This is a genomic window from Sphingobacterium sp. LZ11T8, from assembly GCF_024261425.1.
Classification (GTDB): Bacteria; Bacteroidota; Bacteroidia; order Sphingobacteriales; family Sphingobacteriaceae; genus Sphingobacterium.
On record NZ_JANBZY010000007.1, the window covers coordinates 1 to 14,889 of the forward strand.

The following is a 14,889-nucleotide window of genomic DNA, read 5'->3' on the forward strand; positions in this document are numbered from 1 at the left end:
GTGGGGCCGTCCCTCCCTTGCGGAGTGGTGCAAAGATAGGGACAAAATACGTTCACTTCCAAGGGGGAGGCCAAAGTATTTTTACCGCCGCCAGCTAACTCGCTGTAGCATTGCCAGATAATTTTTCCAAAAGACGGGGAAATACCGCCAAAAGGGGGCAACCGGGAGGGTTCCCGGGCCATTCCATGGTCTTGGCCCATCCTCCAATCCCTTTAATCCTGGTTCAAAAATTCTCCCCTTTCCACCTGACCTCATTCGACCCACATTCCGAAAATTCGCAACGCGAGCGACCAAATCCCCTATGCGTCCTCGGGTACGCTCCGGCCGGTTTACCTGTTCTCTCCGGACCATTCCCGAACATGCCCCGAACGAGTCCCGAAGGAGAGCCACAAAAAAACACCTCAATTCCAATCCAAAAAGAAACAAAAATCGGTTCCCTCCCCTCCAGCATCCTGAACAAAAAACAAAAAGGCCATCTTGAAATATTTCAAGATGGCCTTTATATCTTATCTATATATAAACTACTGCTTAAATACCCAAAACCTTTGGAGCGTATAATTGAACCCTAAAGAGACAATGATCTCCACAATAAGTTTGGACAGCAGGAAGTGCAAATGCCAGATGTCTACCAAAAGATGGATCCCCAAGGATTTAAGAGTAATGCTACCGACAACAACGATGATAAACTTCCACAGTTGGCTACCAATGGATTTCTGTGTATTCCCAAAGGACCAATACCGGTTGATGGTAAAATTAACAATGGCACCCAAGCTTCCCGAGATCACGTTGGAAAAGGGGGCAGTAAATTTCAGTACCGTATAACAAAACGTGTATATCCCAAAATCAGAAAGTCCGCCAATAAAAGCGGACAGCTGTGCTCTGAGAAATACCCTTAGTTTGTCGGACATGTCTTATTCTTTAATCTCTGTTTCCTTTAGCTTGTTTGCTTTTTCTTCCAGATCCTTTGCATCCCCAAGATCCAGTAATTTCTTGGTGTCGGTAATATTAATGAAGAACAGAATAATACAGATCAGCAATACCGAATAGTTAATGGAACCAGGAACGATAACTTCCAAGACCATGACCAAACTGATGATGACACGGATTTCGGTCGGGCCTAATAATCCGGCATCGATCGTATACTTGTCGGTGATCCTATACCTCAATTGGGAGATGATCATCGCCCATCCATATAATGCCACCAAGGTAAAGCCAAGGTATTTAAAATCACCGGTTGCATAAAAAACATAACCCAGTCCGATCATCACGGTTGAGATCCAGTCCATGACGATGTCAAGCGCAAAACCATACCATTTACGGGATTTATTCCTATAGAAAGCGATCCTTCCGTCCAAAGAGTCCCCGAACCATTGCACGAAGAAACCTACGATACCCAAGAAAAGGAAATTAATGTTCACATATTCTGCAAGCAAGAAACTTCCCAGGATCATAAAAGAACCGAAAAGACCGATGGCAGTCAGGCCATCAGAAGATATCCATGCGGGGATCTTAGGAACGAGATAGGATATTAACTTCTGTTCCGGATTACTTAAAATATTAGTACGCTTTCTGTCTTGAAAAAGCTTTTTATTAATTTTTTGTCCACTCATTTCAACTGAAAATTTAGAGCCACTTATTTTCTTTATACCAAAATAAACTCTCCTTCAATCCTTCATCCAATTTATATTGGGGATCAAAGTTTAAGTTCTGCATTGCATGTGTTATATCACATCCCCAGTTTTCTGCGGTTAGCTCTCTTAGTCTTTCGGGGTAGATGACGGGAGTTTTGGATGAGTTGCGATATAGTCTTTGTGAGAGTTCGGCAACGCTTTTCACCAGACTTAATGGAACATGCATTCTGAATAGTCGTTTGTTCAGGACTTCCTTGAAAATCTCAGCCATGGCATATCGGGAATAGACCTCGCCATCACTGATATTATATATCTGGAGTCCATCTTGTTTTACCATGCAACCTTTCAACAGTACGTCAACAAGGTCCTTGACATAGATAAAACTCAATTTCTGTGGATTTTTCCCGATATAGGGGTCCAATCCTTTGTTCATTGTATCGAAAAGGATAAAAATATCCTTTTCGCGGGGTCCATATACGGCCGTTGGGCGGAATATGGAAATTGGGGCATCGGGATATTTATCCTGAATCATCAATTCAGAAGCTTCCTTGCTCCTGCCATACACCGTCAATGGGCGATATGGCGTTGATTCGGTGATCAATTGGTCACTGCTGTAGGGAATCGGACCGATGGCTGCCAAGCTACTTACGTAACTGATCCTTTCCAAAGGCATGATATCCGCAGTTGCCGCCGACAGAATAGCATCTGTATAGCCAACATTGACTTCCCGCATTATATTTTCATCTTTAGCCTTAGTCATTGCAGCGGCATGGATGATATAATGGTACTGTTCTTTTTCGAAAAGTGCTTTTAATTCTTCCTGATTTCCCAGGTTGGGATAGACAAACTGATCGACATAGGGCTGTATATCTTGGATTTTGCTGGATTTACGAACCGCAGCGTGCACCTCAAGACCTAGGTTTTGGGCAGCCTCAACAAGGTGAGAGCCAACAAAACCACTCGCACCAGTTATGAAAATCTTTTTTTTCATATCGCTTTTTCGAAAAGGCGATAGCGCTTGTAAAATTCAGCGTTGATCTGTTCAATAGCGTGATTCATGAGGTAGTTGTGGTCCAACATCCAGGAACATTCCGCTTCGACGATTCCCGATGGGATTGCATTCTTGATGATCCGTCCGTAAAGACAGGCTTCAATACCTAATTTCCTGTAATTGTCCAGCACCCCTAACATTAAAACCCTTACAGATTTTACTTTTTTCAAGCCAAACAATAGCTTAAAGATACCGGTTGGGAACAACCTGCCGCGTTTGATCTTGATCTGGATTTCGTTGACATTTGGAATCCCTAGCGCAAATCCAATGATATCATCCCCTTTTTCTGCCACAATGCAATACTTAGGGTCAACGATCATTTTCAAATCTTTTGCGGTATGCATAAACTCCTCATCTGTCATGGGAACAAACCCTAGGTTTTTATCCCAGGCTTTATTATAGACTTTCTTGATCTTATCGGCTTCCCTTGCGAAATCTTTCATGTTGATTTCCCTCAGAATGATTCCAGAACGTTTCAGTCTAGTTTCCAATTTATCCAAAAGGAGAACAGAGCGTTTATTTGAGTTTTCCTTATTTACCAGGTAAGCCCTCAGGTCCACTTTCTTAACGAAGCCGGCAGCTAAGATCAAGTCTTGGTAATAAGGGGGATTATAAGGCATCATGGCCATTGGAGGCCTATCGAAACCTTCAACCAAAAGACCCACGCTGTCATTGGTAGACAGGTTGATGGGCCCCACCATATTGTTTGCACCCTTTCCTTTCACCCAGGCTTCAGCAGCTTGGAACAATTTATCGGCAACCTCCTGATCATTTACACAATCAAAGAAACCGAATTGCCCTTCATTTACATTATTAAACTGATTATGGTTTGTATTGTAAATTGCTGCAATCCGCCCGACAATCTTTTCATCTTGATAAGCCAAGAACAATTGCACGGATGAATGCTTATAGAACGGGTGTTTAGCGGGATTCAACATATCATCCTGTGCAACAAAAAGCTCTGGAACATAATTTGGATCTCCTTCATAAAGGTCATGAGGAAAATCGATAAATTTTGCTCTTTGTTTTTTGCTTTCAACAGGAACTATAGTAATCACTTTTATCTGATTTTATTCACTAATAAAACTTTCAACTTCCAATGCTTTGAACACTTTGGTCATTTTCTCGACAGCTTCATCGATTTGATCGAAGGTATGTGTAGCCATCAGGGAGAAACGGATCAGGGATTCTTCAGCCGGAACTGCAGGAGCAACGACAGGGTTTACAAAAACTCCGTCATCCTGAAGCATTTTAGTAACGATATATGTTTTTTCGTTGTTTCTAACGAAAACAGGTAAGATTGGGCTTTCGGTAGCACCAAGGTCAAATCCGTTTTCCAACAACAATTTTTTAGCATAGTTGGTATTCGCCCACAATCTTTCTATATGCTCAGGTTCTGTCTGGATAATTTCCAATGCTTTCAATGTTGAAGCTACAGAAGCAGGCGTCATACTTGCACTGAACATCAATGAACGGGCACGGTGTTTCAAGAACTCAATGGTATCACTGTCTGCCGCAACGAAACCGCCTAATGAAGCCAAGGATTTACTGAAAGTACCCATGATCAAGTCAACCTGGTCGGTCAGACCGAAGTGGCTTGCCGTACCTGCACCGTTATGACCGATTACGCCTAAACTATGGGCATCATCACATAATATTGCAGCATCAAACTCGTTAGCTACTTGAACAAGTTCAGGTAATTTTACGATATCACCTTCCATACTGAAGATACCATCAGTTGCAATCAACTTAAAGCTTTCTTCAGGAAGGCGGGAGATTTTATCTCTCAGGTCTTCGATATTGTTGTGAGCGTATTTAATAACTTTTGAGAATGACAAACGGGAGCCGTCGATAATCGAGGCATGATCACGTTCGTCCAAAAGGATGTAGTCATGACGACCCGTTAAGCAAGAAAGGGGTCCTAAGTTAGATTGGAAACCTGTACTGAAAAGGATAGCTGATTCCTTGCCGACATAATCAGCAAGTTTCTCTTCCAGTTCCACGTGGATATCCAACGTACCGTTTAAAAAACGGGAACCAGCACAGCCAGTACCGTATTTTTCAAGGGCATCCTGAGAAGCTTTAATAATTCGAGGATCGGTCGTCAGTCCTAGGTAAGAATTCGAACCAAACATTAATACTCTGCGGCCGTCAATTTTTACTTCGGTATCCTGTTTAGATTGGATCGGTCTAAAATAAGCATATAAGTTTTTTGACTTGATATCTCCTAACTCGCCATTTAAAAACCGCGCAGTTCTTTCGTTTAATTTTCCCTTGCTCATTCGTCAGGTATCTATTTTCTCAATAATATTTACTTTTTGAACTTTTAACAAAAATCGTCAAAAATCCCACAAAGGTACAAAACAAGTTCTATTCACATAAATTAAATCATGTTTATATTACTTTTTACTACCTTTCTTTACAAAAAATCGACGCAAACATACAAAACTTAAACCTCAAATCATGTTTCATTTGACATATAAATATCATAAAATTAAATTAATATTAAGAGAATGTTTAGTGTATATTACATGGAAATTTTGCAAAATTTCATAAATTCTTACATTTGTGCTTCAATATAATTAATAAAAATGGCAATTTCATCAACGGTTAACATTAAAAACAAACGCGCATCCTTTGAGTATCACCTACTTGACACGTATGTTGCGGGCTTAGCTTTACTGGGTACCGAGATAAAATCCATCCGTCAAGGCAAAGCAAACATCAATGATAGTTTCTGTGCCTTTTTTGAAGATGGCCTTTACATCCGTAACATGCACATCGCTGAATATTCATTTGGATCATTCTATAACCATGAATCCAAAAGAGACCGTAAATTGCTCTTAACCAAGAAAGAGCTGAAGAAATTGCGTGAAAAGGGAGAAGAAAAAGGCTTTACCATTGTACCATTGCGCATCTTCATCAACGATCGAGGTTTTGCCAAGGTAGAGATCGCCCTGGCACAGGGTAAAAAAGATTTCGACAAGCGTGAAACCATTAAAGAGCGTGAAAGTAAGAGAGAATTGGACCGCGCTATGAAACGCTAATATCTATTTTTCGCTGGTAATTACCTGGAGTCATATTTTCCCGAGCCTTGAATAATCGGCTGAAATAATTGACATCGGTAAAGCCACACGCGTAACAAACTTCCTTAATAGACATATTCGCACTCAGCATTTCCTTTGCCTTCCGCAAGCGTTCCCGAATGACGAGCTCCATCGGAGTAATCCCATATTCATCCTTAAACATCCTAAAGAGCGTAGCCTTGCTCATGTTAGCCTTTCGGCTTAGGTCTTCAATGGTAATTCTTTCCGTTAGGTTTTCCCTAATATATCTTTTCAGGTTAGACATCTCATCATTAGTTGTTGAATGAGGTTCAACCAGTTCGCCTAATTGCTGTTGCTGAATAATCCTAATCAACAGCTCCTTGAACAGTAGATCGGCAAGTACATCCTTAAAAGGATCGTTGCTGATCATATTGCTAAATAATTTATTGGTCAAACTTGCCAGTTCATCGGTATTTACCAAATGGAACTTGTTCCAGGAGAAATCCCAGGAAAGGCTATTATTTATTTTAGGGTATGCATTATTCAGGTAATCGATGGTTTCTTCGATTTTATCGGCAGAAATCAACAAGGCCGTACATTGGGTGGGCTCCATTATCTTTGCATCAGGAAAATCAATTTTCATGGATCTATCAGCAGGGAGCACGAGGGTTTCTCCAGGGAGATAGTCAAAGGCAGGCACATCTTCGAGGTGCATAATTTTCTTTCCCTTCAGCATATTGATAATGACCATATCATTAAACTGTAGGGGTACCAAGTGGCTCGGTTGATAAGTTTCATACACATTCAACTCAAAATTGTTCAATGTATACGCACGTCTATTTTCAACCAACGTGTTCAATTCCCTCTCCGACGAATAAGGAAGCTCTCGGACTAAATTATTCTTTCCCATACGACTCTATTTTATAATTGGCTGTTAACCAAAAATAAAAAAAAGTAAACAAAATCAAAAAACAAGCTATTTGAAAATATTATGCTATGATTAGCGACGATAATGCTATATAAAAAAATTGCCTCTTGGTAAATTTGAGAAAGAGTCCAATATAAACTATTAAAAACACAGAACTATGAGCGCATTAAATAGACCAACGTTCAAAGAGCGTTACGATAATTACATTAATGGAACCTTCGTTCCGCCCACTCAAGGAAAATATTTTGACAATATCTCCCCTATAGATGGCAAACCATTTACACAGGTTGCCCATTCCACAAAGGTGGATATTGATAAAGCTGTTGAAGCAGCAAGCAAGGCTTTTGAAACTTGGAGCAAGACCTCATCAACGGAACGCAGCAATATTTTATTCAAGATTGCAGACCGTATTGAACAGCACTTGGAACAGGTTGCCATTGTAGAAACGATTGACAATGGAAAAGCAGTACGTGAAACATTGAATGCCGATATTCCATTGGCAATTGATCATTTCCGTTATTTTGGTGGAGTGATCCGAGCTGAAGAAGGATCATTATCTGAATTGGATAGCACAACGGTATCCTTAATCGTTAATGAGCCAATCGGTGTAGTGGCACAGATCATACCTTGGAACTTTCCGATCTTGATGGCCGTATGGAAATTGGCTCCTGCTTTGGCTGCGGGCTGTACCGTAGTCCTCAAACCGGCAGAGAGTACACCTACATCCATCATGGTATTGATGGAAATCATTGGCGACTTGCTTCCTCCGGGAGTAATAAACGTAGTAAATGGATTTGGATCAGAATTAGGTAGACATCTAGTGACCCATCCGAAAGTAGCGAAAGCTGCCTTTACTGGATCAACTGCTACAGGTAGAATGGTCATGCAATATGCTACGGAGAACATTATCCCGGTTACCTTGGAATTAGGTGGTAAATCACCGAATGTATTCTTTGAGTCTGTCATGGACGAAGATGATTCATTTTTGGACAAAGCAATCGAAGGAGCAGTATTGTTTGCCCTGAACCAAGGTGAGATCTGTACCTGTCCATCTAGGTTATTGATCCAAGAGTCCATCTATGACAAGTTTATAGAGCGCGTCATTGAACGAGTGAACCAGATCAAAGTTGGAAACCCATTGGATCCAACCGTGATGATGGGAGCCCAAGCTTCCAAAATACAGAAGGACAAAATTATGTCCTATATTAAATTAGGAAAAGAGGAAGGTGCAGAAGTATTGACTGGAGGCGATGAAAACCACTTAGGTGGGGATATCGACGACGGATACTACATCAAGCCTACCCTATTCAAAGGGAACAATAAGATGCGCATTTTTCAAGAAGAGATCTTCGGCCCTGTATTGGCCGTTACGACCTTCAAGGATGTAGACGAGGCCATCGCCATTGCGAACGACACCATTTATGGTTTAGGAGCAGGTGTATGGACCCGTGATGCCCATGAATTGTATATGGTCCCTAGAGCCATTCAGGCTGGCCGTGTTTGGGTAAACCAATATCACAGTTATCCTGCAGGAGCTCCATTTGGTGGTTATAAACAATCCGGCATAGGACGTGAGAACCACAAAATGATGTTAGCCTATTACCGTCAAGCTAAAAACATGCTCATCTCATACAGCAAAGAAAAGCTTGGATTCTTTTAATAGAGTTTAATAGTTAAATGTGTGAAAAGGGGTTATGCTCTATAACCCCTTTCTTAAAACTGCTAGAATTATGATCTCAAGGATAGATGTAACCGAAAATGCGAAAGCCGTAATCAAGGAATTAGCGGAAAAGCATGGCCCATTGATGTTTTATCAAGCAGGTGGCTGTTGTGAAGGAACCCAACCACAGTGCTTTGAAAAGGGTGGATTTTATCCCAGGATGAACGATGCCATGATAGGCCTGGTCGAAGGTTTTGAGTTTTGGGTAGACCGCGATCTTTTCGAATACTGGAAGTTTTCACATTTTACATTGGATGTACTGGATGGGTTTGGACCAGGAGGATTTTCATTGGAAACCCCTATGGGAAAAACGTTCAAGATCCACTATCGGTTATTTACGGAGGAAGAACTGAAGGAATTACCTGAGGTCATCCGGAATGAATAATAAAAATTATTCTTTTTGGGTTCAATTGCTTTCTGAAAGTCAATAAACCCTAATTATGCTGTTTTTTTGATAAATGATCTGTAAATTTAATGAAAGGTCGAATTTATTAAACCCAGAAAAACAGATGACAAGCCCTTCCCTATTCTCTTCATTAAAACTTTCCCATTTAGAACTCAAAAACAGAATCGTTGTTTCGCCAATGTGCCAATACAGTGCAGTTGATGGCTTTGCCAATGATTGGCATTTGGTACATCTCGGCCAATTTGCCATTGGACGTGCAGGAGCAGTGATCCAAGAGGCGACTGCAGTAAGTCCTGAAGGCCGGATTTCTTATGGCGATCTCGGGATTTGGAAGGATGAGCATATCAAAAAATACAAACAGATAACCAATTTTATTAAAAGTCAGGGAAGCCTAGCGGGGATCCAATTGGCACATGCTGGAAGAAAGGCAAGTACGGATCTGCCGTGGATAAGCAGGAAACAATTTTCTCCAGATGAGGAACATGGTTGGCAGACTGTTGCTCCCTCTCCTATTCCTTACCATGAAAAAGAACATCCACCCATTGGTTTAAGCCAGAGCGAGATCCAAGAAATCATTGCCCAATTTAAGGACGCAGCAGCAAGAGCAGTTGAGGCTGGTTACCAGATCATAGAAATCCATGCCGCCCATGGCTATTTGATCCATCAGTTCCTTTCACCACTGGTCAATTTCAGGGAAGATGGGTATGGAGGTAGCTTCGAAAACAGGGTCAGGTTTCTGTTGGAAATCGTAGATGCCATCAAATCAGTTTTAAAAACTGAGCATTCGCTATGGGTCCGCTTATCGGCGACCGATTGGGCAGATGGCGGTTGGGACATTGAACAGACAGTTAAATTGACCCACCTCTTGAAAGGGAAAGCTGTTGAAGTGGCTGATATTTCTTCTGGAGGAGCTGTATCCTTCCAGAAAATCCCAGTTGAACCAGGTTATCAGGTACCCTTTTCCGATCAGGTCAAACAAGCCTGTGGGATTGGGACAGGAGCTGTAGGCTTGATCACTAGTGCCAAACAGGCACAGGATATCCTAGATCGAGGTGCTGCAGATCTGATTTTATTGGGCAGGGAATTCTTGCGACATCCCCACCTTGTCTATACTTGGGCCCAAGAATTGGGCGTACAGCAGAGCTGGGCACCTCAATATGCAAGGGCAAAGATTGAATAGGAATTATTCTACATCCAAACCTTCCAAGACTGGAATAGGCTTTTTGTCATCTCCCAAAGCTACGAAGGTAAAACGGCCTTGGATCGCCAGTTCGCGACCATCTTCATACATACCTTCTCTAAAGATTTCTACATAAACCTTTAGGCTTGTCCTTCCGACGGTCTCTACACGGGCTACAGCTTCTACAATGCTTGCAGAAGGTATAGCTTTATGGAAATCGATTTTGTCTGTAGATACTGTAACGAGGGATTTTCTACAAAAACGAGTAGCACACATAAAGGAAACCTCATCCATGATCGCCATGGCTTTACCACCGAACAAGGTGTCATGATGATTGGTAAGGGAAGGAAACACAGTCATGGTAATTCGTGTTTCACTTTGATCGATACGTTCTTGAATAGTCATTTTATGAATTGAGCCGCAAAGTTAATCAACTTTTTCGCTTTCTACGACTATTCCGATGCCTTTCAGCAGCATCGAAGCGTTAAAGATGGTACATGCACCATCCTTTAATTTGTAATCAAACAACATTTCAGAACCATGCACCTGTATATCAAAATGATAATTTTTAAGGTATCCCGGATAATCATTAACGAGTTCAGAAAGTTGAAGGTCATGGGTGGCCAACATTCCGCGTCCATGTAGTTCAATCAACTTCTTGATGATTGCTTTTGATCCCAAATATTTATCCACGGAATTGGTTCCCCTTAACATTTCATCGATCAAGAAATAGCTTGACTTAATATCCTGTACCCGCTCCAAGATAAATTTCATGCGATCTAATTCGGCCTTAAAGGTTGAAGTGCTTTCGTTCAAGGAGTCCTTGATCCGCATGTATGTCACCAATTGATAGATTGGGAGGGCGAACTTCTTGGCACAGACTACAGCACCAGTATAGGCTAATACCGCATTTATACCTATTGTCCTTAGGAAAGTACTCTTACCGGCCATATTGGAGCCTGTGATGAGCGCTATTTTATGGTCATGGGCATCATAATCATTTGCAATGGATTTATTGGCTGGGATCAAGGGATGATTGATATCTTCAGCAAAGAGTTGGTCTTTTTCAAAATCCTCCAAAATACTTGGCTGTGTCCAATCTGGATGGTTGTACGCAAGGATGGATAAAGAGACCAGACTTTCATATTTTGCCACAGCGTCAAAACCAGACAGAATGGAATCTTCATATTGATCTTTCCATTTGCTGATGGCCATGACCTGCTTAAAATCCCACAGGGCAAGCATGTTTAAGATGGCACCTATCAGCATATTATTACGTACGTCCAATTTATCGATCAACTTACCCAGTTCATTGATGATACTGGAAAGTTTCTTTTGCTGAGCGTCTACTTCGATCTTTTTTTGAAGCTCCTGATTTAAGGCAGCTGTATACTTTTTATCTTCCATCAATTTGATGGCATCGGCAAATCCAATCAATGATACGCCAATCTTATCGATCTTATTGGAGAAATGGCTGACCTTGCCGGCTTGGGCCATCGTCCATAACAGGTGGATGATACCTAAGCCTAGGAGATAGCCTCCAATATTATGGACAAACACAGAAAACAAGATTCCAGCCAAAAATATCCATGGAACTATGGGAACATACATTCTATAGAAGGCGTTGCCAAATTGGAAAGATTTATCGTGGAAATAGCTATAGATATAGGATCTTAAGTTGATCTTGGAGCCTAGATTGAACAACATTTTGGTTTGGAAAGCCTGCAGATGTTCAGGGTCTGCTTTCAGTTCCTGAACCGCTTCCTGCCTTGCAGATATCTCTTTTTTGTTAGATGGAGCGTCCATCCATGAATGCAAAACCGCAACTCCATCTTTTGTCGCACAACGGTTGACCAGCTCGAACAAGGAATTAGGGCCGAATATATCCAGGTCTGAACTATAGGGGTGTTTAGGGTCTTCGAATGCCTCCCCATCATCGTACATGTTCTTCTTACGGTCTTGAACATGCAGTTCATTTTCATTGACACTCAAAAAGACTTTTGCCTCCTGCAGTTTTCGATCCACCTTTGCCTGTCTATATACCAGGAATGCAAAGAGAAAGATAACCAATAGAAAAGCACCCAAGACCAGAAAGATATTGTTCAGGGAGAACAGTTGCCAAATACCTATAGCCCCAAGGACCATTAGCCCCAAACGGAGAAAGGCATTTTTATTGATTTGCTTCTCTAATGATTTTATTTCCTCTTTGGTCCTATTGACATTGCTTTGGTAGAAATCTGCACTCATAGGAGCTAAGGTAGGTATTAGATATGAGAATTGAGATGTGAGTAATGAGATTAATCTCAGCTTTAAAAACAAAAAAGACGCCATTACAGACGTCTCATATCTCTTATCTCCTATCTCAAATCTTCGGTACTACCAAGCCTGATCCCCTACAAGAGGCACGAACCTGAAGGTATCGAGTTCGATTCTTTCGAAGTCGTTTTCACCTACTCGAAGGATGGTGACCATTTTTTGGAATTTCTCATCACCTACAGGGATAACCAAAAGACCTCCCAAACGAAGTTGTTTCAGCATTTTTTCAGGTACAAAGGGAGCCCCGGCAGTTACGATGATTTTGTCATAGGGTGCTTTTTCGGGGATACCTTTGGAACCATCGCCCAAGAAAAAGTTTGGCTTATAGCCCATATAGGGCAATACCTGAATGGTTCGATGGTAAAGGTTTTCCTGACGCTCAATGGTATACACATCAGCTCCCAATTCCATAAGGATACAGGTCTGATAACCAGAACCCGTACCGATCTCCAGGACTTTATCACCTTTTTTGATGTGCAGCAATTGGCTTTGATAAGCTACGGTGTAGGGTTGGGAAATCGTCTGGCCATCACCGATTGGAAATGCAATATCCCGGTAAGCTTGGTTCCAGAAGGTTTCATCAAAAAAGAAATGACGAGGGACTTTTGCAATTGCCTGCAACACCTTCTTATCTTCAATCCCACGTTTTTCGAGATGTTTCACCAACTGCTTCCTTGCGCCCTGTTCCCGGTAATTGTCTATAAACTTATAAGCCATATGTCTCAAAATTACCCTTATTTTACCATATTATTAAGGTTAAAATGCAAAACATTCAAGCTCAGAACGGTTCTGAAAAATGAGAAAGAAAATATCCCTAAGCTTTATTTTTTGTACTTTTATACGTCTAGGAAATTAAAAAATAATATTCCTGGCCCTCACCCAAAAAATTGATAGAATGAAAAAACTGACTATTTATCTGTTTATCATATTACTGCAGTTTCAAGTAGTACTTGCTCAGGAGACTTCTCCGAACGATGATGATGTCATGAAGGTCCTTGCGATAGGGAATAGCTTCTCCGAGGATGCCCTAGAAAATTACCTACATGAGTTATCCACTGCTGCAGGCAAAAAGATTGTTATTGGCAATTTATATATCGGAGGTGCACCACTAGACCTGCACCTTAAAAATGCCCACAATAACCTGAAAGCGTACAGCTATCGAAAAATAAGCATGGACGGTTCCAAAAAGACTACGGAACAGACCAGTATTGAAGATGCCTTGGCAGATGAAAACTGGGATTATGTGAGCTTGCAACAGGCTTCACCACTTTCTGGAAAGTACAATGTCGTTATGCAAACCTTAACCGACCTTTGGACGTATGTATTTGCACATGTCCATCCAGATACCAAACTCGTTTATCACCAAACATGGGCCTACCAACAGGACTCTAAACATGAAGGCTTTACTAACTATGACAATAGTCAGAAAAACATGTACGACAGCATCATGAGCGTCACGTCGAGATTAGAAAAAACTGGTGATTATGGCTTTATCGTTCCTGATGGCACTACCATCCAGAATGGAAGGACCAGTTCCATTGGTGACCAATTCACTCGCGATGGTTATCACTTGAACCTGGACTATGGTAGATTTGCGGCTGCACTGACTTGGTATGCTAAACTTTTCGACCTTGATCCCACGAAAACAGACTATAAACCCGAAAAGGTGACGGATCTACAGGCGAAGATTGTAAAGGAAGCCGCAAAAAAGGCTGTGAAGAAACCATTTAAAGTATCAAGAGTAAAAAAGTAGATTAATAACATTTACTTAAAAGAAATTTAATTTCATGTTAACTTGCTTTGAAGGCTGTTGTTTTGTAAGTTTAGAATAGAACAAACAGGTGTGATATGGCAACTTTAAAAAATGGAAATCAAATCCCACTTAATGGAAAGGTGGGATTTTTTGTTTACAGTAGTAACAAAAGTCCAATCGCGACAAACCCAACTCAATTAAGATTGACCAAGGAAAGGATCTTTCCAAAGAAAAAATCAGACTCCAAATTTAATTTTCTCAAAGCATACATTGCGGAGATCCTCCCCTATATCCGGTTAGGGTTTAAAAATTATAATAATGGATGGACCAGCTATCAAGCTGCCATGTCGTATAATTTTAAACATTCCGTTCTTGAAAAGGAATCTAGGTTTGAACTGAATTGGGAGAAATTCAGTATCAGTAGAGGTTTTGAAAATCCGATCCAGGATGTCAAAATCAACTTATGTCATGATTCGGATTCATTTAGGATTTCTTGGGATTACGATAAAGTTCTATCTAGTGCTTATGGTATGGAAGGTTATAGGATCATGATCCTACTTCAACCGGAAATTAATGGGCCCAATAAAATCTACGGTATGGTAAATGGGAACCTTTTAGTGGAAAGACAACAACACCTCTTCTTAAGGAAACACAATAAGAATGCGATTTATCATATGTATGTTGCTTTTTTATCTAATGACGGCAGCTATAATTGTACAAATAGTTTGTACCTGGGGGAAATATAAATTAGGCGGATTGCCAAGAGTAAATAGCTTAATAACAAAAAAATATAATATTATTTAATCTGGGCTTTTGTAAATAAGGGGAGATTATATAAATTTGGCGCAATTTATAAT

15 protein-coding genes are annotated in these 14,889 nt (G+C 40.9%); 6 read left to right on the forward strand and 9 right to left on the reverse strand.

Translation table 11 applies throughout. The features are described from left to right. Positions 1–521: 521 nt before the first annotated feature. From NLF99_RS15555 to NLF99_RS15575, 5 genes are read right to left on the reverse strand one after another with little or no spacing between them, the layout of a single operon-like run. Positions 522–908 carry a GtrA family protein gene (locus NLF99_RS15555; protein ID WP_185213478.1) on the reverse strand — a complete coding sequence of 129 codons (387 nt, stop codon included), beginning with the start codon at positions 906–908 and terminating at the stop codon, positions 522–524. 3 nt (positions 909–911) lie between these two features. Then, on the reverse strand, positions 912–1,610 hold the full coding sequence (locus NLF99_RS15560; protein ID WP_185213477.1) for a CDP-alcohol phosphatidyltransferase family protein: 699 nt from the start codon (positions 1,608–1,610) through the stop codon (positions 912–914). A 13-nt stretch (positions 1,611–1,623) separates the two neighbouring features. Next, positions 1,624–2,622, reverse strand: a complete 999-nt coding sequence (locus NLF99_RS15565; protein WP_254529456.1) for an NAD(P)-dependent oxidoreductase — start codon at positions 2,620–2,622, stop codon at positions 1,624–1,626. Next, positions 2,619–3,740, reverse strand: a complete 1,122-nt coding sequence (locus NLF99_RS15570; protein ID WP_254529458.1) for a hypothetical protein — start codon at positions 3,738–3,740, stop codon at positions 2,619–2,621. The genes NLF99_RS15565 and NLF99_RS15570 overlap by 4 nt, the downstream gene beginning before the upstream one ends. Before the next feature lie 12 nt (positions 3,741–3,752). Next, entirely contained in the window at positions 3,753–4,964 is a 1,212-nt protein-coding gene (locus tag NLF99_RS15575) for a pyridoxal phosphate-dependent aminotransferase family protein (RefSeq protein WP_185213474.1), read from the reverse strand. 309 nt (positions 4,965–5,273) lie between these two features. On the opposite strand from NLF99_RS15575, the gene smpB reads away from it, so the two are divergent. Continuing rightward, positions 5,274–5,729, forward strand: a complete 456-nt coding sequence (gene smpB, locus NLF99_RS15580) for an SsrA-binding protein SmpB (RefSeq protein WP_185213473.1) — start codon at positions 5,274–5,276, stop codon at positions 5,727–5,729. Here the strand turns inward: smpB and NLF99_RS15585 are convergent. Then, positions 5,716–6,639 (reverse strand): helix-turn-helix domain-containing protein, encoded by a 924-nt coding sequence (locus NLF99_RS15585; protein WP_254529460.1) that lies wholly within the window; start codon positions 6,637–6,639, stop codon positions 5,716–5,718. The two genes, smpB and NLF99_RS15585, sit on opposite strands and share 14 nt — an antisense overlap. 175 nt (positions 6,640–6,814) lie before the next feature. Here NLF99_RS15585 and NLF99_RS15590 point away from each other — a divergent pair, with 175 nt between their 5' ends. From NLF99_RS15590 to NLF99_RS15600, 3 genes are all read left to right on the forward strand, one after another. Next, the gene (locus NLF99_RS15590) at positions 6,815–8,317 is read left to right on the forward strand and encodes an aldehyde dehydrogenase family protein (protein ID WP_254529462.1); all 1,503 of its coding nucleotides are present in this window, start codon (positions 6,815–6,817) and stop codon (positions 8,315–8,317) included. Between the two features lie 70 nt (positions 8,318–8,387). Then, positions 8,388–8,762, forward strand: coding sequence for a DUF779 domain-containing protein (locus NLF99_RS15595; RefSeq protein WP_185213470.1), 375 nt, complete (start codon positions 8,388–8,390; stop codon positions 8,760–8,762). A gap of 124 nt (positions 8,763–8,886) precedes the next feature. Then, positions 8,887–9,963 (forward strand): NADH:flavin oxidoreductase/NADH oxidase, encoded by a 1,077-nt coding sequence (locus NLF99_RS15600; RefSeq protein WP_254529464.1) that lies wholly within the window; start codon positions 8,887–8,889, stop codon positions 9,961–9,963. 3 nt (positions 9,964–9,966) lie between these two features. Here NLF99_RS15600 and NLF99_RS15605 read toward each other — a convergent pair whose 3' ends face one another. The 3 genes from NLF99_RS15605 to NLF99_RS15615 form a co-directional block, all read right to left on the reverse strand. Then, positions 9,967–10,368 (reverse strand): acyl-CoA thioesterase, encoded by a 402-nt coding sequence (locus NLF99_RS15605; RefSeq protein WP_185213468.1) that lies wholly within the window; start codon positions 10,366–10,368, stop codon positions 9,967–9,969. Positions 10,369–10,389: 21 nt separating this feature from the next. Next, a complete protein-coding gene (locus tag NLF99_RS15610) occupies positions 10,390–12,210 on the reverse strand; it encodes a DNA mismatch repair protein MutS (RefSeq protein WP_254529466.1) in 1,821 nt (606 codons plus the stop codon). A gap of 129 nt (positions 12,211–12,339) precedes the next feature. Further along, entirely contained in the window at positions 12,340–12,996 is a 657-nt protein-coding gene (locus NLF99_RS15615) for a protein-L-isoaspartate(D-aspartate) O-methyltransferase (protein ID WP_093101430.1), read from the reverse strand. A gap of 178 nt (positions 12,997–13,174) precedes the next feature. Between NLF99_RS15615 and NLF99_RS15620 the strand changes: the two genes are divergently transcribed. Together NLF99_RS15620 and NLF99_RS15625 are read left to right on the forward strand one after the other, a co-directional pair. After that, positions 13,175–14,032, forward strand: coding sequence for a DUF4886 domain-containing protein (locus NLF99_RS15620; protein ID WP_254529468.1), 858 nt, complete (start codon positions 13,175–13,177; stop codon positions 14,030–14,032). A 95-nt stretch (positions 14,033–14,127) separates the two neighbouring features. After that, a complete protein-coding gene (locus tag NLF99_RS15625; protein WP_254529469.1) occupies positions 14,128–14,778 on the forward strand; it encodes a DUF6266 family protein in 651 nt (216 codons plus the stop codon). The last annotated feature ends 111 nt before the right edge of the window (positions 14,779–14,889 follow it).